The organism is Streptomyces sp. BI87, assembly GCF_025957665.1.
GTDB lineage: Bacteria > Actinomycetota > Actinomycetes > Streptomycetales > Streptomycetaceae > Streptomyces > Streptomyces albidoflavus.
Genome location: NZ_CP110079.1, coordinates 1,034,476 through 1,053,567, shown reverse-complemented (window position 1 = coordinate 1,053,567; position 19,092 = coordinate 1,034,476). Strand labels below are relative to the sequence as shown.

The 19,092-nt window shown below is 72.6% G+C and carries 16 protein-coding genes; 12 read left to right on the top strand and 4 right to left on the bottom strand.

Translation table 11 applies throughout. The annotated features are described in order from the left end of the window. Positions 1 to 34 precede the first annotated feature (34 nt). Positions 35 to 1,291, bottom strand: coding sequence for an arginine deiminase (locus OIM89_RS04485; protein ID WP_217466103.1), 1,257 nt, complete (start codon positions 1,289 to 1,291; stop codon positions 35 to 37). Positions 1,292 to 1,500: 209 nt separating this feature from the next. Between OIM89_RS04485 and OIM89_RS04480 the strand changes: the two genes are divergently transcribed. From OIM89_RS04480 to OIM89_RS04445, 8 genes are all read left to right on the top strand, one after another. Then, positions 1,501 to 2,469: a helix-turn-helix domain-containing protein gene (locus OIM89_RS04480; RefSeq protein WP_217466104.1), complete on the top strand. Its 969-nt coding sequence runs from the start codon at positions 1,501 to 1,503 to the stop codon at positions 2,467 to 2,469. Between the two features lie 78 nt (positions 2,470 to 2,547). After that, positions 2,548 to 3,267 carry a GAF and ANTAR domain-containing protein gene (locus OIM89_RS04475; protein ID WP_030699222.1) on the top strand — a complete coding sequence of 240 codons (720 nt, stop codon included), beginning with the start codon at positions 2,548 to 2,550 and terminating at the stop codon, positions 3,265 to 3,267. 114 nt (positions 3,268 to 3,381) lie between these two features. After that, positions 3,382 to 4,515 (top strand): ANTAR domain-containing protein, encoded by a 1,134-nt coding sequence (locus OIM89_RS04470; protein ID WP_030699221.1) that lies wholly within the window; start codon positions 3,382 to 3,384, stop codon positions 4,513 to 4,515. Between the two features lie 140 nt (positions 4,516 to 4,655). After that, complete coding sequence (locus tag OIM89_RS04465) at positions 4,656 to 5,114, top strand: STAS domain-containing protein (protein ID WP_030699220.1); 459 nt, start codon at positions 4,656 to 4,658, stop codon at positions 5,112 to 5,114. A gap of 102 nt (positions 5,115 to 5,216) precedes the next feature. Further along, on the top strand, positions 5,217 to 5,894 hold the full coding sequence (locus tag OIM89_RS04460) for a hypothetical protein (protein ID WP_052231089.1): 678 nt from the start codon (positions 5,217 to 5,219) through the stop codon (positions 5,892 to 5,894). A gap of 1 nt (position 5,895) precedes the next feature. Beyond that, entirely contained in the window at positions 5,896 to 6,075 is a 180-nt protein-coding gene (locus OIM89_RS04455; RefSeq protein ID WP_257204516.1) for a hypothetical protein, read from the top strand. Positions 6,076 to 6,195: 120 nt separating this feature from the next. Continuing rightward, a complete protein-coding gene (locus OIM89_RS04450; protein WP_319802335.1) occupies positions 6,196 to 6,666 on the top strand; it encodes an iron chelate uptake ABC transporter family permease subunit in 471 nt (156 codons plus the stop codon). A 162-nt stretch (positions 6,667 to 6,828) separates the two neighbouring features. Then, positions 6,829 to 9,093 (top strand): glycosyl hydrolase, encoded by a 2,265-nt coding sequence (locus OIM89_RS04445; RefSeq protein WP_264491013.1) that lies wholly within the window; start codon positions 6,829 to 6,831, stop codon positions 9,091 to 9,093. A 116-nt stretch (positions 9,094 to 9,209) separates the two neighbouring features. On the opposite strand, the gene OIM89_RS04440 is transcribed toward OIM89_RS04445, so the two are convergent. Beyond that, positions 9,210 to 10,739, bottom strand: a complete 1,530-nt coding sequence (locus OIM89_RS04440) for a helix-turn-helix domain-containing protein (protein ID WP_018469489.1) — start codon at positions 10,737 to 10,739, stop codon at positions 9,210 to 9,212. Positions 10,740 to 10,888: 149 nt separating this feature from the next. On the opposite strand from OIM89_RS04440, the gene OIM89_RS04435 reads away from it, so the two are divergent. Beyond that, on the top strand, positions 10,889 to 11,476 hold the full coding sequence (locus tag OIM89_RS04435) for an HXXEE domain-containing protein (protein WP_037665584.1): 588 nt from the start codon (positions 10,889 to 10,891) through the stop codon (positions 11,474 to 11,476). Positions 11,477 to 11,486: 10 nt separating this feature from the next. Here the strand turns inward: OIM89_RS04435 and OIM89_RS04430 are convergent, their stop codons facing one another. Further along, positions 11,487 to 12,182 (bottom strand): DUF5701 family protein, encoded by a 696-nt coding sequence (locus OIM89_RS04430; protein ID WP_030699216.1) that lies wholly within the window; start codon positions 12,180 to 12,182, stop codon positions 11,487 to 11,489. A gap of 71 nt (positions 12,183 to 12,253) precedes the next feature. Then, positions 12,254 to 12,760, bottom strand: coding sequence for a CGNR zinc finger domain-containing protein (locus OIM89_RS04425; protein WP_037665583.1), 507 nt, complete (start codon positions 12,758 to 12,760; stop codon positions 12,254 to 12,256). 140 nt (positions 12,761 to 12,900) lie between these two features. On the opposite strand from OIM89_RS04425, the gene OIM89_RS04420 reads away from it, so the two are divergent. The 3 genes from OIM89_RS04420 (at position 12,901) to ngcE (ending at position 19,057) form a co-directional block, all read left to right on the top strand. Further along, the gene (locus OIM89_RS04420; RefSeq protein WP_264491012.1) at positions 12,901 to 14,154 is read left to right on the top strand and encodes an MFS transporter; all 1,254 of its coding nucleotides are present in this window, start codon (positions 12,901 to 12,903) and stop codon (positions 14,152 to 14,154) included. 261 nt (positions 14,155 to 14,415) lie between these two features. Further along, positions 14,416 to 17,148 carry an aconitate hydratase AcnA gene (gene acnA / locus OIM89_RS04415; RefSeq protein WP_030699213.1) on the top strand — a complete coding sequence of 911 codons (2,733 nt, stop codon included), beginning with the start codon at positions 14,416 to 14,418 and terminating at the stop codon, positions 17,146 to 17,148. 481 nt (positions 17,149 to 17,629) lie between these two features. Beyond that, positions 17,630 to 19,057 carry an N-acetylglucosamine/diacetylchitobiose ABC transporter substrate-binding protein gene (gene ngcE / locus OIM89_RS04410; protein ID WP_030699212.1) on the top strand — a complete coding sequence of 476 codons (1,428 nt, stop codon included), beginning with the start codon at positions 17,630 to 17,632 and terminating at the stop codon, positions 19,055 to 19,057. The last annotated feature ends 35 nt before the right edge of the window (positions 19,058 to 19,092 follow it).

Here is a 19,092-nt window from a genome sequence, read left to right as displayed (position 1 = left end):
TGCGCGTCGCCCTCCGTGGAGAAGGGCGGCCCCGTCAGAACGCCACCGCGTCGCGGATCAGCGGGCAGGTCATGCAGTGGCCGCCGCCGCGCCCCCGGCCCAGTTCCGCGCCGACGATCGGCAGGACCTCGATGCCGGCCTGGCGCAGGAGGGCGTTGGTCTGGGTGTTGCGGTCGTAGGTGAAGACGACGCCCGGTTCGAGGGCGACGGCGTTGTTGCCGCTGTCCCACTGCTGGCGTTCGGAGGCGTAGACGTCGCCGCCGGTCTCGATGACCCGCAGCTCCGGCAGGCCGAGGGCGCGGGCCACCACCTCGGTGAACGGGCGGTCGCCCTCGTCGGTGATCTCCAGCCCCGGCGCGCGGTCTCCGGGGCGCAGCGAGAAGGTGCGCACCGCCTCCATGATCTTCGGGTAGAGGGTCACCACGTCGCGGTCGGCGAAGGTGAAGACGGTGTCCAGGTGCATCGCCGAGCGCAGCCGGGGCATCCCGGCGACGATCACGTGCTCCGCCGCGCCCCGGGCGAAGAGGGCCGCCGCGACCTGCGTGATGGCCTGGCGCGAGGTGCGCTCGCTCATGCCCATCAGGACGACCTTCTCGCCGACCGGCATGATGTCGCCGCCCTCGAAGGCGGCCTGCCCCCAGTCGCGCTCCGGGTCGCCCCACCAGACGGTCGAACCGGCGAAGTCGGGGTGGAAGAGGTAGACGGCCTTCATCAGCATCGTCTCGGCGCGCCGGGCCGGCCAGTACAGCGGGTTGAGGGTGACGCCGTCGTAGAGCCAGCAGGTGGTGTCGCGGGTGTAGAGGGTGTTGGGCAGCGGGGGCAGCAGGTAGGCGTGGCCGCCGGTGGACTCGCGGGCCAGGGCCACGAAACCGGTCCGGTACTCCTCGGGGAGGTCGGTGGTGGCCAGGCCGCCGACGAGGTGGTCGGCGAGGCGCCGGTCGTCCAGGGTTTCCAGGTAGGCGAGGGTGGAGTCGATCAGGCCGATCCCGACCTGGTCGGCGGTGACCTTCCGCTCCAGGAGCCAGTTCCGCGCCCCGGGCACGCCCATCGTCTCGGCGAGCAGCGCGTGCAGCTCCACCACGTCCACGCCGCGCCGGCGCAGCTCGGCAACGAAGGCGGCGTGGTCGCGCTGGGCGTTCTCCACCCACATCACGTCGTCGAAGAGCAGGTCGCGGGAGTTGGTCGGGGTGAGCCTGCGGTGGGCGAGCCCGGGGGAGCAGACCAGCACCTTGCGCAGCCGGCCGACCTCCGAGTAGACGCCGAGCGAGGCGCTGGGCGGGATGGTGGACATGGCGCGCTCCTCGTCCGCTCGCTCCGCGGCGCGGGCGCCGCCGACATCCGGAACGTACCCGCTCACCCGCCCTGACGCCTTTCCGGCGGGGCCGCCGGGTGGAGAACCCTCAGGCCGCCCGGCTGGCCCGATCCGGCCGCCGCTTGTTGCGTGGGAGGGGCCGGGGGCGGCACCCTGCTGGCAGCCACGCGCGGGGGAGAGGGCGGCCGATGCACCTGCTGTTCAGCAGCGACGAGGTGGCGCCGGGGGAGGGCCTGGCGGTCCTGGACGAGCTGTACACGACCAGCGAGCACCCGATGCGCATGCTCGCCCCGGCCCCCGAGAAGTTCCGGGCCACCGTGCGCTCCCTGGACCTCGCCGCGGTGAACGTGGTGGAACTGACCGCCTCCCCCTCCGAAGTGGTCCGTACGCCGCGGCTCGTCCGGCAGGCCGACCCCGAACTCTCCAGCGTCCTGGTGCCCCTGCGCGGCCGTGTCGGGCTCGGCCAGGCGGGCCGGGAGGCCGTGCTCGGGCCGCGCGAACTGGCGCTCTACGACAGTTCCCGGCCTTTCGAGCTGCGGCTCGCCCCCGGCGGGGAAGGCGCGGCTCTCCTCCGCGCTCACGTGCCCCGGGCCCTGCTGGACCTGCCCGCCGGCCGCCTCGACAGGCTGCTCGGCACCGCCCTCGACGGGCGGGCCGGGGTCGGCGGGCTGCTGACCCAGTTCCTGACCGGGACGGCCGCCGGCTCCGCCGCGTACTCCACGGCCGACCTGGCGCGCCTCGGTACCGTCGCCCTCGACCTGCTGCGCGCGGTCCTCGCCCACCACCTCGACGCCGAGGACGCCGTACCGGACGACTCGCGCCGGCGCACGCTGCTGCTGCGCATCGAGGCGTTCGTCCAGCGGAACCTGCACGAGCCGCAGTTGTCACCCGCGGCCATCGCCGCCGCCCACCACATCTCCGTCAGCCACCTGCACCGCCTCTTCGAGGGCCGCGACACCACCGTGGCCGCCTGGGTCCGCCGCCAGCGCCTGCAACGGGCCCGCCGCGACCTGGCCGACCCCGCGCTCGGCACGGTCCCCGTGCACCACATCGCGGCCCGCTGGGGCTTCAACGACCACTCCACCTTCACCCGCGCCTTCCGTGGCGCCTACGGGATGCCGCCCAGGGAGTACCGCCGCAGCTCCGCCCTCCGGTGACCCGCGCGCGCCCCCGGCGTGCGAGGGTGGGGGAGAGGGGCCCCGCCGGCCCGGCCCGCAGAGCCGAACGGAGACGCCATGGACGAGACATCCCCCTTCGACGCCCAGTCCCTCCTGGTGGAGAGCGAGACCCTCGACGCCTTCCTCGCCGAACTGGCCGCCGAGGCCAGGCGCCGCATGCCGGGCGCCAACGGCTGCGGCGTCACCCTGGAACGCGACGGGCGCCCCTACACCGTCGCCAGCGCCGGCAGCACCGCCCCGCCGCTCGACGAGATGCAGTACACCATCGACGACGGCCCCTGCCTGGAGGCGCTGCGCCACGACAAGGAGGTGTACGTCACGGACATGGCGAAGGAGACGCGGTGGATGCCCTACCCGCCGTTCGCCGTCGACCGCGGCACCCGCTCCTCCCTCTCCCTCCCGCTGAAGGAGCGGAACGGCATGGCGGGCGCCCTCAACCTCTACGCCGAGCAGCCCGGCGCCTTCGCCCCGGCCGACCAGGAGCGGCTGCGGCTCGTCGCGGCCCAGGCGTCCGGCGCCCTCGTCCTCGCCGTCCGCATCGCCGACGCCCAGCAGTCCGCCGCCGACCTCCAGGCCACGCTGCGCTCCCGGACCGTCATCGACCAGGCGATGGGCGTGATCATGGGGCAGCAGCGGTGCGGCGCCGACGACGCCTTCGCCTTCCTCCGTGCCGCCTCGCAGAACCGCAACATCAAGCTCCGGGACCTGTGCGTGCAGCTCATCCAGAACGTCACCGGCGAGCCGCCGCAGGAGGGCAGCTTCCAGCCGCGGAAGTGAGGAGGGCCACCGGCGCCCGCCCCCACCTGGCACACGCGACCCCGGGTGATCCTCTAGGGTGGAGCCGGGTCCAGCAGCGTGGCCCGTCGCTTCGCGCTGCTCAGGAGATCTTCCGTGGCCCCCACTCCCTTCACGCTGTCCAGTACCACGCGGTCGTGGCCGTCCGCCCAGGTGACGACGGTGCGCCTGACGGGGCACGTGGACGCGGAGACCTGGCCCCGGCTCGCCGCCTGCCTCGAACAGGCCCTCGCCATCTCGGCCGGCCCCTACGTCGCGGTCGAACTCGGCCCCGGCGCCGAACTCTCCGACGCCGCCGCCCGCCGGCTGATCCGCCTCGTCCTCGACGGCGCGGGCAACACGCCGCGCCTCGTCCTCACCGGCGGGTGGAGCTCCGCCGAGGAGGCGGCCCCGGGCCCGGAGCGGACGCCGGCCGGCGGCGGGAGCCAGAGCGAGGCCGAGGTGCACGACCTGCGCGCCAGCCTCCGCACCCGCCCGCTCATCGCCCAGGCCCAGGGCATCCTCCAGGAGCGCTACGGACTGCGCGACGCGGAGGCCGCCTTCGACCTGCTGCGCGACAGCTCCCAGCAGCACAACGTCAAACTCCGCACCCTCGCCTCCGTCTTCCTCAGCGCCCCGCGCCCCGCCGACGGCCCCCAGTGGTTCCCCGGCCGCACCCGCGCCCCCGCCCCCGAGCTGAACTTCGCCCCCTGGCTGAGCCGCAGCCGGGTGCCCCGGAGCGCCTTCGCCGAGGCGGTCCTGAGCACCGCCCTGCGCTGCGTACGAAGTGCGCGCGGGCTGCTGCACGTCGCCGACCCGCTCATCGGCCCGCAGCTGGAGGCCCACCAGGGCATCCCCGACGCCCTCCTCGACCACCTGACCCGCGGCCCGGACGGCGCGGGCCGGGGCCCCGCCACCGACGCCATGCGCGAAGGCAGACGCGGCGCCCTCACCGACGGGCTCGCCGACGCCCGGCTCACCGAGGAGACCCGCCAGGCGCTGCGCGCGGCGGGCATCGGCCACGCCTGGTACGCCCCGCTGCGCTCCGCCTCCGGCGAGAGCTCGGGCGTCATCACCCTGTACGGCCCGCCGCCGGGCCCCGCCCCGACCGAGACCGAGTGGAAGGCCCTGGACCTGGTCGTGGCCCAGGCGGGGGAGTGGCTCGACTGGCACCGCCGTACCGTCATGCTCGACGCCCTGGAGCAACTGCACGCGCAGGGCCGTGCCCTGGCCGGGAAGGGCCGCGGCTGACCGGGCACCAGGCCCGGCACGGAAGACGGCCGTTCCATCCCGCATGGTCCGCGGGGTCCGGGGCAGGTGTCGACCTGAGGTCAGGCAGCGGCCCACCAGGAGACCACCCGTATCCGGAGGGTTCCATGAGGGATTCCGCCATGTCCGCCGAACACACCCCCGTGACGGTCGTCCCGCTCGACGTCATCGTCGACCCCGAGAACGAGGAGACCGTCGAGGCGGAACTCCGCGCGCTCCAGGCCGGCGCCGGAGCCAGCGTCGTGGTGGTGCACGTGCGGGCGCGGGTGGTGACACCCCGGGCGCTGCACCTCCTGCTGCGCGCCAGGGAGCGGGCCGCCGCCGCGGGCGGAATCCTCTGCGTGGCCGCGCCGGGCCCTGCGGCCCGGCGCGTCTTCCACCTCACCGGGCTCAGTCGCGTGCTGCGCGTGGCGGCGACCGTCGCGGGTGCGGTCCGCCGCAACGCCGGCGCCGGCTGCGGCCATCCGGGCAGCGCCTCGCCCCGGAGCCGGGCCATCCCCTCGCCGCGCCGCCCCGGCCCGCCGCGCCCGGCCCGTTCGCTGGGCCGGCTCGCCCGGCCGGACCGTACGCGCCGTCCCTGAGGGCCGGCGCCGGAGGACCACCACCACACACCACCCGGAGGAATGATCGATTCCGGTTGAGTTGGGTAGCCATACCTCACCGCTCAACCTCCGGAACGGGTCATGCCCCCTGCCTTCCTCACCACCCCCACGCCGCGCCGCACCCTCCTGCGTGGACTCGGCGCCGGAGCCGCCGGGTTCACCATTACCGACCAGCGCGGCCGGGAGATCCGGTTCGACGGGCCGGTCGAGCGGATCGCCACCGCGATCATCCCCTCGCCCTGGATGATCGCCGCCGTCGACGGCTCCCACTCCCGCATCGTCGGCGTCAACGAGTCCACGCTCCAGGCCAACGAGGAGGGCGTCTTCGGCACCCTCCTCGGCAAGGAGAAGCGCGCGAGCGGACTGGTCGACTGGATGCACGAGGAGGACGCGGCCGTACGCAAGCTCGTCGCCTCCCAGGACCGCGCCGGCGACCCCGTCTCCGTCCTCTACCTGCGCACCGCCGCCGACGGCTGGACCACCGCCAACAAGACCCGGTGCATGAACCACTGGACCGAGCCGGTCGGCGCGTCAACGTCGCCCGCGACGAGGCCACCGGCACCCCGCAGGTCTCCGTGGAGCAGATACTCGCCTGAAACCCGGAGGTCGTCCTGCTCCCCGGCTTCGACACCGCCACCCCGGCAGCCTTCTACGCCGACAAGCGCCTCGCCGGTCTCCGCGCCGTCCGCGAACGCCGCGTCTACGAGATCCCGCTCGGCGGCTACCGCTGGGACCCGCCCTGCTGCGAGTCGCCTCTGATGTGGCGCCGGCCGCGCAGATCCTCCACCCCGCCCTGGCCCGTCGCATCGGCCCGCGCACCCAGCTCGCCGAGACCTTCCAGAAGCTGTACGGCCACCGCCTCACCCGCGCCGAGGCCGACGCCGTTCTCCACCTCGGTCTCAACGCCGGGAGCAGCGGCTATGACGGCCTCCGCGCCTGAGGCCCCGTCACCCGCGGGCCAGGCCGGACCGGAGGAGCGGCGGGCGGGGCGCCTTCCCGGCCGCCTGCGCCTGCCGCTTCTCGCCGTCCTCACCCTGCTGGTCGCCCTTGCCGCGCGGCGCTGGGCCGCTACGTCGTCCCGCCCAACGAGATCGTCCGTCTCCTCGCCGGACAGTTCCTCCCCGTCGACCGCACCTGGACCGGCAACGAAGAGAGCGTCGCCCTCAACGTCCGCCTGCCCCGCGTCCTGCTCTCCCTGCTGGGCGGCGCCGCCCTCCAGGGCGTCTTCCGCAACCCGCTGGTCAGCCCGGACGTCATCGGGGTCGCCTCCGGTGCCTCCTTCGGCGGGGTCCTCGCCATGCTGCTCGGCGTCGGTTCCCTCGGTGCGGTCACCGACGCCTTCGGCTTCCGACGAGGACCGCGTCTCCACCCCCGGCCGCCTCCTCGTCACCACGATGGACCCCGGTGTACCACCACGGCTCCCGCTTCATGCCGGGCGCGGCCCAGCTCCTGCTGGGCCTGTTGCGCTGGACCGCCGTCAAGAGTTGAAGGAATGACCGGGCTCAACTCCCTCTCTCGCGCGATGTATTGACAACAGATTTCCGAGGTTTTACCTTTCCGTCACCTGAGAGCGCTCTCAGGCTGGGCTCTTGCACCCTCTGTCCGGTTCCGCGGCGCGCCCCCCACCCTGTTCCCCCCGGCTGTCCGCGGCTGCCTCCGCCGAGCCCGTCCCCACGACGACACGAGGTGCCCCATGCCAACCCCCCGATCGCGGCCTGCCGCCGCGGTGGTCCTCGCCGCCGCGCTCGCCGCCGTGAGCCTCGGCCCGGCCGCGACCCCGGCGTCGGCCGCCACGGTGCCCGTGGGCGCCGGGAGTTACTCCGACACCCGGCCGCCCGGCACCACCGGCCCCACGACCAACACCGGCGCGCCGGTCACCCCGAAGGTCACCGAGGCCGCCAAGGACAAGCCGGTGCCCACCAACGACTGGTGGTCCTCGCTCGCCTTCCAGCGGTACGACGACAACCCGTACTCCACCCCCATGTACGGCCACCCCCTCACCTACCAGGCCGTCTCCGGCGGCCTGGAGGTCGGCTACCCGACCAGCCCCACGGTCGTGGGCGAGGGCCGCCAGTACGAGTACGCGCACAAGGCCGACCTGACCCTCGGCCTGAGCGGGCTCAACTCGCCCGACACCAAGGCCGACGACTGGTCCGACTGGACGGTCACCCCCTACTGGTCCGACGGTGACCGCACCCTGCGGACCACCATCGGCCACGGCATGCCCTTCGTCTACGCCGAGGGCGAGGGCGGCGACGCCCGCATCACCACCGCCGGGACCCCCGACGTCTTCGCCGACGACGGCAACGTCCTCGGCATCACGGTCGCCGGCCACCACTACGCCCTCTTCGCCCCGACCGGCAGCGACTGGAACGTCTCCGGCACCGACATCACCGCCGGCCTCGGCGACAAGGACTACTTCTCGCTCGCCGTCCTGCCCTCCACCGACGCCCTGGAGACCTACCGCGCGTACGCCTTCAGCTTCGTCACCGGTTCACAGGTCGACTGGAACTCCTCCGACGGCACGGTCGGCGCCACCTACGAGCTGACCACCGAGGCCAAGGAGGGCACCGAACGCGGCACCCTCCAGGCGCTCTACCGGCACCAGTGGATGCACACCACCGACGCCCTCACGCCGTACACCTACGTCTCCCCCCGCGGCACCATGAAGGTCCGGGAGGGCACCTCCTTCACCACCAGCCAGAAGGCCGCCCCGGTCCTGCCCGGGCTGCCGAAGAACGACGCGGTCGACACCGACCGGCTCCGCGGCTACCTGGCCGAGGTCGCCGACTCCTCCGACCCGTTCTCCGGCGCCTCGGACACCTACTGGACCGGCAAGGCACTCGGCAAGCTCGCCCAACTGGTGCCGCTCGCCGACCAGATCGGCGAGACCGCCACCCGCGACAAGCTCGTCGGCCTCCTCCAGGACCGCCTGGAGGAATGGTTCACCGCGGGCGGGGCGAGCGAGTTCTCCTACGACACGGAGTGGAAGACCCTCACCGGCTACCCGGCCTCCTACGGCAGCGACAGCGAACTCAACGACCACCATTTCCACTACGGCTACTACGTCTACGCCGCCGCGATCGTCGCCCAGTACGACGCCGGCTGGGCCGCCGACTCCGCCTGGGGCGGCATGGTCGAGACCCTGATCCGCGACACGGCCAACCCGAGCCGCACCGACACCGCCTTCCCGTTCCTGCGCGGCTTCGACGTCTACGCCGGGCACAGCTGGGCCTCGGGCCATCAGGGCTTCGCCGCAGGCAACAACCAGGAGTCCTCCTCGGAGTCGACCAACCTCAGCGCCGCCCTGGTGCTCTGGGGCTCGGCCACCGGCGACTCCGAACTGCGCGACCTCGGCAGCTACCTGCTCGCCACCGAGGGCGAGTCGATCGCCCAGTACTGGTTCGACGCCGACGAGGAGGTCTTCCCCGGCGACTTCGGCCACGACACGGTCGGCATGGTGTGGGGCAGCGGCGGCGCGTATTCCACCTGGTGGACCGCCAACCCCGAGGAGATCCACGGCATCAACGTCCTGCCCGTGACCGCGGGCGGCTCCCTGCACCTGGGCGGCCACAAGGACGCGATCCGGCGCAACATCGCCGAGATGGAGCGCGAGAACGGCGGCCCCGCCGAGGAATGGCGCGACATCCTCTGGGAGTTCGAGTCCCTGGCCGACCCCGGCGCCGCAAAGGCCAAGTGGGACGCGGGCAACGCCGGATACACCCCGGAAGCGGGTGAGTCCAAGGCCCACACCTACCACTGGCTCACCACCCTGGACACCCTGGGCGCCCCCGACCCCTCGGTCACCGCCGACCTGCCCACGGCCGCCGTGTTCGCCAAGGGCGACACCCGCACCTACGCCGCCCACAACCACGGCTCCGACCCGGTGACCGTCACCTTCTCGGACGGCCACGAACTCACGGTGCCGGCCCGGTCGACGGCGACCGGGAGGGGCTGAGCCCCCGGCCGACGCATGACGAGACGCCGCCCATGTCCCCCTGGAGGGAGGGACGTGGGCGGCGTCGTCCGTGCGCACGGTGCGGCCACGCGGACCGGAGGCCCGGATGCCGTCGCTTAGATGTCCCGGAACGTCTCGATCTGCGCCCCCACCGAGTTGAGGCGTTCGGCCAGGTCCTCGTAGCCGCGGTTGATGACGTACACGTTGCGCAGGACCGAGGTGCCCTCGGCGGCCATCATGGCGAGGAGGACGACGACGGCGGGGCGCAGGGCGGGCGGGCACATCATCTCGGCGGCGCGCCAGCGGGTCGGGCCCTCCACCAGGACGCGGTGGGGGTCGAGGAGCTGGAGGCGGCCGCCGAGGCGGTTGAGGTCGGTGAGGTAGATGGCGCGGTTGTCGTAGACCCAGTCGTGGATGAGGGTCTGGCCCGAGGCGGCGGCGGTGATGGCCGCGAAGAACGGGACGTTGTCGATGTTCAGGCCGGGGAACGGCATGGGGTGGATCTTGTCGATCGGCGCCTCCAGCTTGGAGGGGCGCACGGTGAGGTCGACCAGCCGGGTGCGGCCGTTGTCGGCGGCGTACTCCGGCGTGCGGTCGTGGTCCAGGCCCATCTCCTCCAGGACCGCCAACTCGATCTCCAGGAACTCGATCGGCACCCGGCGCACCGTCAGCTCCGACTCGGTGACCACGGCGGCGGCCAGCAGGCTCATCGCCTCGACCGGGTCCTCCGAGGGGGAGTAGTCCACATCGACGTCGATGACGGGGACGCCGTGGACGGTGAGCGTGGTGGTGCCGATGCCCTCGACGCGGACGCCCAGCGCCTCCAGGAAGAAGCAGAGGTCCTGGACCATGTAGTTGGAGGAGGCGTTGCGGATGACGGTGACGCCGTCCTTGCGGGCGGCGGCCAGCAGCGCGTTCTCGGTCACCGTGTCGCCGCGCTCGGTCAGCACGATCGGCTTGTCCGAGGGCTCGGGCGTCTCCACCTCGGCGTGGTACAGCCCCTCGGTGGCGGTGATGGCCAGGCCGAAGCGGCGCAGCGCGATCATGTGCGGCTCGATGGTGCGCGTACCGAGGTCGCAGCCGCCGGCGTACGGCAGCTTGAAGCGGTCCATGCGGTGCAGCAGCGGGCCGAGGAACATGATGATGGAGCGGGTGCGGCGGGCCGCCGTCTGGTCCATGCCGGCCATGTCCAGGTCGGCGGGCGGGACGATCTCCAGGTCGTGCCCGTCGTTGATCCAGCGGGCGCGGACGCCGATGGAGTTGAGCACCTCCAGCAGGCGGTAGACCTCCTCGATGCGGGCGACCCGGCGCAGCGTGGTGCGCCCCCGGTTCAGCAGCGAGGCGCAGAGCAGCGCGACACAGGCGTTCTTGCTCGTCTTGACGTCGATCGCGCCGGACAGACGCCGCCCGCCGACCACCCGCAGATGCATCGGCCCGGCGTAGCCCAGAGAGACGATTTCACTGTCCAGGGCTTCACCAATTCGAGCGATCATCTCAAGGCTGATGTTTTGGTTGCCGCGTTCGATGCGGTTGACCGCGCTCTGGCTGGTGCCGAGCGCCTCGGCGAGCTGCGCCTGTGTCCAGCCGCGATGCTGACGGGCGTCACGGATGAGCTTGCCGATGCGTACCAGGTAGTCGTCTGCCATGCCCGCAGGCTATCTCAGATATGAGATGCTAGCCTGTTGGGGGGTCCGTTCGGGGGAGGCGCCCGTACGGGGGCCTGGCGCCAGGGGGTCTGACGGCGAGTCGGACGTTCCGCCGCCCGCGTGGCCGCACCGCTGGCAGACTCCGCCGCATGACCACACAGGGGGAGACGACGGGACGGTTCGACGCGGGGGGCGAGGGGGAAGCGGCGGTGCCGGCCTGGGTGACGCTCGGCCTTCTCGGGGCCTGGGCGCTGCACGACGTGGAGGAACTGCTGGCGATGCGGCACTGGCCGGCGCGGGTGCCCGAGCTACGTGAGCGATTCCCGCAGGTGCCGGACCGGCTCTGGCGGGAGATGGCGGAGGTGGACGTACGCCGCTTCGGCCTCGCCATGGCGGGCGTCGGCCTCGTCGTCGGCGCGGCGGCCGTCGAGGGGCGTCGCACGGGCGGCCGTTCGGCGGCCTACCAGTCCGTCCTCGACGGCTTCGGCCTGCACGGCCTGGTCCATCTGGCCCAGTCCGCCCTTGTACGCGGCTACACCCCCGGCGTCGCCACCACCCCGCTCCTGGTCCTCCCGTTCACCCTGGCGGCCCGCACCCGCCTACGCCGCGCCGGACTCCTGCGCCCCGCCGGCGCCGGGGGCGCGGCGCTCGGCCTGGGGCTCGCCGGGGTGGTGACGGCCGGGGCCCATGTGGTGGCGCGACGGCTGGACGGCGGGCAGCGGAAACGCGCCGGCTGACGGCCGGCCCCTACACCCCCACCCGCGCCCCCACCCCACCGTCCGCCGACGCCATCCCCAGCCACGTGTGCGGGTTGCCCTCCCAGCACCAGCCGAGTTTCGGGGCGCCCTCGCTGATCCAGAGGGCCGGGACGCGGCGGTCGCCGCAGCGGGTGGCGCCGAGGGAGAAGCACTTGTTCTTGGCGAGGGCCGCCGGGTACTGGGTGACCAGGGCGAGGCCCTCCTCCATCGTCAGGGTGGTCCGCCCGCGCCCGGCGATCTCCGCCATGGCGTCGGCGGGGACCGCGCCGCAGAACTCCTCCCCGCGCTCCACGCCGAACAGCAGGTGGGCGGCGGGTTCGCCGGCCGGCCGCAGTTCCTCCAGGGTGGTGAACCGCTCCAACTCGCCCGGCTTGTAGTGCCGGTCGACGATTCCGGGCTTGCTCTTCCCGGCGAGGGTGGTCCGCGCCACCGCCTCCTCGACGGGGACCAGGGCGCGGGAGACCACCAGCAGGAACGGCACCCGGCCGTTCTCCGGCTCCGGTGCGGAGAGTTCCGCCGCCCGGTCCACGACCACCTGGCGCAGCGGCGCCACCCGTGCCGCGAACTCCTCCTCCGGCACCCCGGCCACTGCCGGGTACCCCGCCTCCAGCAGCCTCGCCACCTGCCGGTCGAACTCCCCGCCCGCGTCGAACTCCGCCGTGCCGCCCGCCTGGACCTGGACCACCTGGGACTCCCTCCCCGTACCGGAACCGTGTGCGGCCTGTCCAAGGACACCGCCCGCGTGGATATTCCCGTTCAGGCGCGCGCCTTCCGGTGGGCGGCCACCCGTTCCCGCGTCGCGCACCGGCGTGAGCAGTAGCGGCGGGTGGGGCCGGAGCCCTGGGTGAGGAAGACGTCCTGACAGCTCGCCGAGGCGCAGACGGCGCCCGGTGGCAGCTGGCGGTCCCAGAGCAGCACCGCCAGCACCATGCAGGAGGAGGCCAGCAGCCACTCGCCCCAGGCCGCGTCGTCGTCGCGGTCGAGGTGCGGGTGCCAGGGCGCGGTCCCGGCGTGGGAGGTGAGGCGGAGGGGGCCCGTGCCGGCGGCCAGCAGGCGGTTGAGGGCGCGGGCGGCCGTGTCCGTGTCCGTGGCGGCGAGGACCTCGCGGAGCTGGAGCGCCGCCGATCGCATCGGGGCGACGTCGGCCTCGGTGAGGGTGAGCGGGCCGCGCTCCCCGTGGCGGAGCAGCAGCCCGGCGACGGCAGCCGGGTCGGGGTGCTCGGGGGCCAGCGCGTTGACCAGGGCCACGGTGCGCTCCGCCACCGCCCGCACCGAGTGCCGCGTGGACCAGTCGTCAAAAGTCTTCGAGCGCGCGGAGGGGCCCGAGGGAGGGGAGGGGGCAGCCATCGGGGGAGTGTAACGCTTCTTGTGCGGTTTTCCGTTACCTGGGTAACGTCCGGCGGATGACGAAGCGTTACGCGGTGCGGTGGTTCCTGGCCGGAGGTGCTCTGGCCAGGACCGGGGACGAGCTGGCGGGCCCGGCGCTGCTCCTGGCCGGGTTCGCGGTGACCGGCTCGCCCGCCACCGGCGCCCTGCTGCTCGCCGCCCTCACCGTTCCGGCGGTCCTGGGCGGCCCGCTGGTGGGCGTCCTGCTCGACCGCGCCCCGCGCCCCGGCCGCCTGCTCGCCGCCGCCCTTCTGCTGTACGCGCTCGGCCTCGGGCTGGCGGCCTTCGGTGCGGGCCGGGCGCCGGTAGCGGTGACACTGGCCTGCGCGGCCGCCGCCGGGCTCTTCGCCCCCGCGCTCGCCGGGGGCTGGAGCGCCCAACTGCCGCACGTGGCCGCCCCGGGCGGCCTGCCCGCCGCCACCGCCCGCGACGCCGCCACCTTCCACCTCGCGAGCCTGGCCGGACCCGCCCTCGCCGCGTCCCTCGCCGCCTGGACGCTCCCCTCGGCCCCCGCCACGCTCGCCGTCACTCTGCTCCTGCTCGCCGTCCCGGTTGCCTGGCGGCTGCCGGGTCCGGCCGGGCGGGCCCGCACCAGCGCCCCCCTCGCCCGCACCGGCGCCCCCGCCGCCCGCTCCGGCGTGGCAGCCCTCCGGGCGGGGCTGCGCCTGACGGCCCGTAACCCGGCCCTGCGGGGCGCCACCGTGACCTCGGTGCTCTCCTGCGCCGCCCAGGGGATGCTGGCGGCCTGCGCGGTGCCGCTGGGGGAGCGGGTTCTCGGGGGCGCCGCCCGGGGGGTCGCCCTGCTGGCCGTCGTGGCCGGCGCCGCACTTCTCGCCAACGCCGTACTCGCCCGGTACCCCCTGCGCGCCACGTCGGGCGCGCTCCTGCGGTGGACGGCGTTCCTCCAGGGTGCGGCCCTGCTCCTGGCGGCCACGTGCCACCCGGTCCTCGTCCTCGTCGCCGCCCTGCTCGCCGGCGCCGGGGAAGGCCCGCAGCTCACCGCCCTGTTCGCGGTGCGCCACCGGGAGGCGCCCGCCCGGCTGCGGGCCCAGCTCTTCACCACCGGGGCCAGCCTGAAGACGACCGGGTACGCCGCCGGGGCCGCCCTCGCCGGGCAGCTGTCCGGCGTCGCGCTCCCGGCCGCGCTGCTGGCGGCGGCCGGGCTGCACCTGCTGGCCGGAGCCGTCCCCGGGGAACGGGAGCGGGTCAGCCGTCCTGGGGCAGGAGCGGGGCGAGTGCCGGACGCACCCGGCCGGGGGCGGGGGTGGTGATGACGTACCCCGCCACGCCGTGGGCGGCGAACGGGTCCTCGGCGGCGATCCGCTCGATCCGGCGCGCCACTCATCAACCCCGGGGCATGCCTCGTACGCGGTCATGTACTAGAGTTATCTCGACATCGAGATATCTACCCAGGGCGAGACCGCGACCGCCGCCGGTAAGGCTTACCTAACTTAGCCCTACCTTAGCTGACTGGTGCGAGTGCGGGGCGGCAGAATTGCGGTAGAACGCGCACATTGATGAAGGAGACTGTCGTGTCGGCGAACAGCTTCGACGCCCGCAGCACGCTGCGCGTGGGCGACGAGTCGTACGAGATCTTCCGGCTGGACAAGGTCGAGGGCTCCGCGCGCCTCCCTTACAGCCTGAAGGTGCTGCTGGAGAACCTGCTCCGCACGGAGGACGGCGCGAACATCACCGCCGACCACATCCGCGCGGTGGGCGGCTGGGACTCGCAGGCCCAGCCCAGCCAGGAGATCCAGTTCACCCCCGCCCGCGTGATCATGCAGGACTTCACCGGTGTGCCGTGTGTGGTCGACCTCGCCACCATGCGTGAGGCCGTGAAGGAGCTCGGCGGCGACCCGGCGAAGATCAACCCGCTGGCCCCCGCCGAGCTGGTCATCGACCACTCGGTCATCGCCGACAAGTTCGGCACCGACCAGGCGTTCGCGCAGAACGTCGAGCTGGAGTACGGCCGCAACCGCGAGCGCTACCAGTTCCTGCGCTGGGGCCAGACCGCCTTCGACGAGTTCAAGGTCGTCCCTCCGGGCACCGGCATCGTCCACCAGGTCAACATCGAGCACCTGGCCCGCACGGTCATGGTGCGAGGCGGCCAGGCGTACCCCGACACGCTGGTCGGCACCGACTCGCACACCACCATGGTCAACGGCCTCGGTGTGCTCGGCTGGGGCGTCGGCGGCATCGAGGCCGAGGCCGCCATGCTCGGCCAGCCGGTCTCCATGCTCATCCCGCGCGTCGTCGGCTTCAAGCTGACCGGTGAGCTCAAGCCCGGCACCACCGCCACCGACCTGGTCCTCACGATCACCGAGATGCTGCGCAAGCACGGCGTCGTCGGCAAGTTCGTCGAGTTCTACGGCGAGGGCGTCGCCGCCACCTCGCTCGCCAACCGCGCCACCATCGGCAACATGTCGCCGGAGTTCGGCTCCACCGCCGCGATCTTCCCGATCGACGACGAGACGCTGAACTACCTGCGCCTGACCGGCCGCAGCAAGCAGCAGGTCGACCTGGTCGAGGCGTACGCCAAGGAGCAGGGCCTGTGGCTGGACCCGGCCGCCGAGCCGGACTTCTCCGAGAAGCTGGAGCTCGACCTCTCCACGGTCGTCCCCTCCATCGCCGGCCCCAAGCGCCCGCAGGACCGCATCGTCCTCGCCGAGGCCGCCGCCCAGTTCGGCCAGGACGTGCGCAACTACGTCTCCGAGGCCGACGTGGACGAGGCCGGCAAGGAGTCCTTCCCGGCCTCCGACTCCCCGGCGGTCTCCAACGGCACCCCGTCGAAGCCGGTCACCGTGACCGCCCCCGACGGCTCGACCTACGAGATCGACCACGGCGCCGTCACCGTCGCCGCCATCACCTCCTGCACCAACACGTCCAACCCGTACGTGATGGTCGCCGCCGCCCTCGTCGCCAAGAAGGCCGTGGAGAAGGGCCTGACCCGCAAGCCGTGGGTCAAGACCACCCTCGCCCCGGGCTCGAAGGTCGTCACCGACTACTTCGACAAGGCGGGCCTGACCCCGTACCTCGACAAGGTCGGCTTCAACCTCGTCGGCTACGGCTGCACCACCTGCATCGGCAACTCCGGCCCGCTGCCGGACGAGGTCTCCAAGGCCGTCAACGACAACGACCTGGCCGTCACCTCGGTGCTCTCCGGCAACCGCAACTTCGAGGGCCGGATCAACCCCGACGTCAAGATGAACTACCTGGCCTCCCCGCCGCTGGTCGTCGCGTACGCCATCGCGGGCTCCATGAAGGTGGACATCACCAAGGACGCGCTCGGCGTGGACCAGGACGGCAACGCCGTCCACCTCTCCGACATCTGGCCGACCGAGGCCGAGGTCAACGACGTCGTCGCCAACGCCATCGGCGAGGACATGTTCAACAAGTCCTACCAGGACGTCTTCGCGGGCGACGCCCAGTGGCAGGCGCTGCCGATCCCGACCGGCAACACCTTCGAGTGGGACACCGAGTCCACCTACGTCCGCAAGCCCCCGTACTTCGAGGGCATGGAGATGGAGCCGGCCCCGGTCGAGAACATCACCGGCGCCCGGGTCCTCGCCAAGCTCGGTGACTCGGTCACCACCGACCACATCTCCCCGGCCGGTGCCATCAAGGCCGACACCCCGGCCGGCAAGTACCTCACGGAGCACGGCGTCGAGCGCCGCGACTTCAACTCCTACGGCTCGCGCCGCGGCAACCACGAGGTCATGATCCGCGGCACCTTCGCCAACATCCGCCTGCGCAACCAGATCGCGCCGGGCACCGAGGGCGGCTTCACCCGCGACTTCACCCAGGCCGAGAAGGCCGCCGACGCGCCGGTGTCCTTCATCTACGACGCCTCGCGCAACTACATCGACCAGGGCATCCCGCTGGTCGTCCTGGCGGGCAAGGAGTACGGCTCCGGCTCCTCCCGCGACTGGGCCGCCAAGGGCACCGCGCTCCTGGGCGTCAAGGCCGTCATCGCCGAGTCCTACGAGCGCATCCACCGCTCCAACCTCATCGGCATGGGCGTCCTCCCGCTCCAGTACCCCGAGGGCCACTCCGCCCAGACGCTCGGCCTGACCGGTGAGGAGACCTTCTCCTTCAGCGGCGTCGACGAGCTGAACAACGGCTCCACCCCGTCCACGGTCAAGGTCACCACCGACACCGGTGTGGAGTTCGACGCGGTCGTCCGCATCGACACCCCCGGCGAGGCCGACTACTACCGCAACGGCGGCATCATGCAGTACGTGCTGCGCAACCTGATCCGCAAGTAGCGGCGCCGCGCCCCACCCGGGGCGCGACCCGCGCGGACCAGCCGCACAGCGGCCGAGGGCCGCACCCCCGCTCCGGCGGAGGTGCGGCCCTCGTCGCGTCTGCCGGGCCGCCGGGCCCCGCACCGCCCGCCCCCGCTGACCAGAATGCCCGACTCCGTTACGCCCGGGGCGTGTTGAGCCGACGACCGGCCGGAGGTCTCAACTCGGGAAAGAGTGCCGGTCAATACTGTGTTCGATCTTGCCGCCCGCGCGAAGAGTGGACTATACCTGTCGGCGTCCGCCCGGAGTCTTCGCCCCGGGCCGGACGGGTCAGGGGGAGCCCCGGGGGACCCGGGGAGCACAGTGTCTCCCCCGGCCCCCCTTCGCGTCCCGTGAACCCAGCACCGTCGCACATCCAGCACGACCCCAGCTTCACATCACCAGCGGTGCCGGGGAGGTTCCGGTTCACCGCCTGAGTCCTGGAGAAAGCGAGGACTTGAGCATGGGTTCCACCTCAGGAATCGACCGGCGCTCTCTGATCAAGCGGTCGGCCGCCATCGGGCTGATCTCCGTCCCCACGATGAGCTTCCTCTCGGCCTGCGCCAGCGGCGACTCGGCCGACAACAAGGTCGAGAAGGGCGAGAAGAGCACCGACAACCCGCTCGGCGTCAACGCCTCGGCCCCGCTCGACTTCGTCCTGTTCGACGGCGGCTTCGGCGTCGAGTACGCCGAGGACGCGGTCAAGGTGTACGAGAAGACGTACCCGAAGGCCAAGGTCAAGTTCGGCTCGACGCAGAAGATCCAGTCGGAGCTGCAGCCGCGCTTCAACGGCGGCACCCCTCCGGACCTCATCGACAACTCCGGTGCCGAGCAGATGGACATGGGCGTCCTGGTCGGCAAGGACCAGCTGACCGACCTCACCCCGCTGCTCGACGCCCCCTCGATCGACGACCCCTCGAAGAAGGTCCGCGACATCCTGCGGCCCGGCATCATCGAGATGGGCCAGTACGACGGCGACGCCTGCTACATCCTCAACTACGCCTACACGGTCTACGGCGTCTGGTACTCGCAGACCGCGCTCGACAAGCTCGACGCGGAGTACCCCGAGGACTGGGACGCCATGCTGGCGCTCTGCGCCAAGGCGAAGAAGAAGGGCATCGCGGGCTGGACGTACGCGGGCAAGTACCCGTACTACATCCCCTTCTCGCTCTACCCGTTCATCGGGAAGATCGGCGGCCGCGAGGTCCTGGACGCCATCGACAACCTGGAGCCGAACGCCTGGAAGCACCCGGCGGTCAAGGCCGGTTTCGAGGCGTACTACGAGCTGTTCAAGAAGGGGTACGTCCTCAAGGGCACCCCCGGCATCGACCACGTCGAGTCGCAGACCGCCTGGACGCAGGGCAAGGCGCTGTTCCTGCCCAACGGCTCCTGGGTGGAGAACGAGGCGGCCGGCACCACGCCGGACGACTTCGAGATGAAGGTCGCCGCCCCCTCCAGCCTGGACAGCTCCGACAAGCTGCCCTTCGGCACCCTGTGGGCCTCGGGCGGTGAGCCGTTCATCGTCCCGAAGAAGGCGAAGAACCCCGACGGCGGCATGGAGCAGCTGCGCATCATGCTCAGCGAGAACTCCTCGAAGAACTTCACCGGCAAGGTGAAGTCGCTGACCGCCCTCGACGGCGGCACCGACGGCCTGGAGCTGACCTCCGCCCTCAAGTCGGCCGTCGCCGCCCTGGAGAAGGCCGGGGAGAACATCCTCAACCCGCGTCTCCAGGACTGGTACGTCGAGCTCCAGAAGCAGAAGATCGGCGTCGGCGCGATCGGCGAGATGATGGCGGGCCGCATGACCCCCGCCGAGGCGATGAAGAAGTGCCAGGAGTTCGCCGACGCGGCGGCCAAGGACGACTCCATCAAGCACTACCGGCACAAGTGAGACAGGCGGTCGCGGGCCCGCCGAGTGCGGGCCCG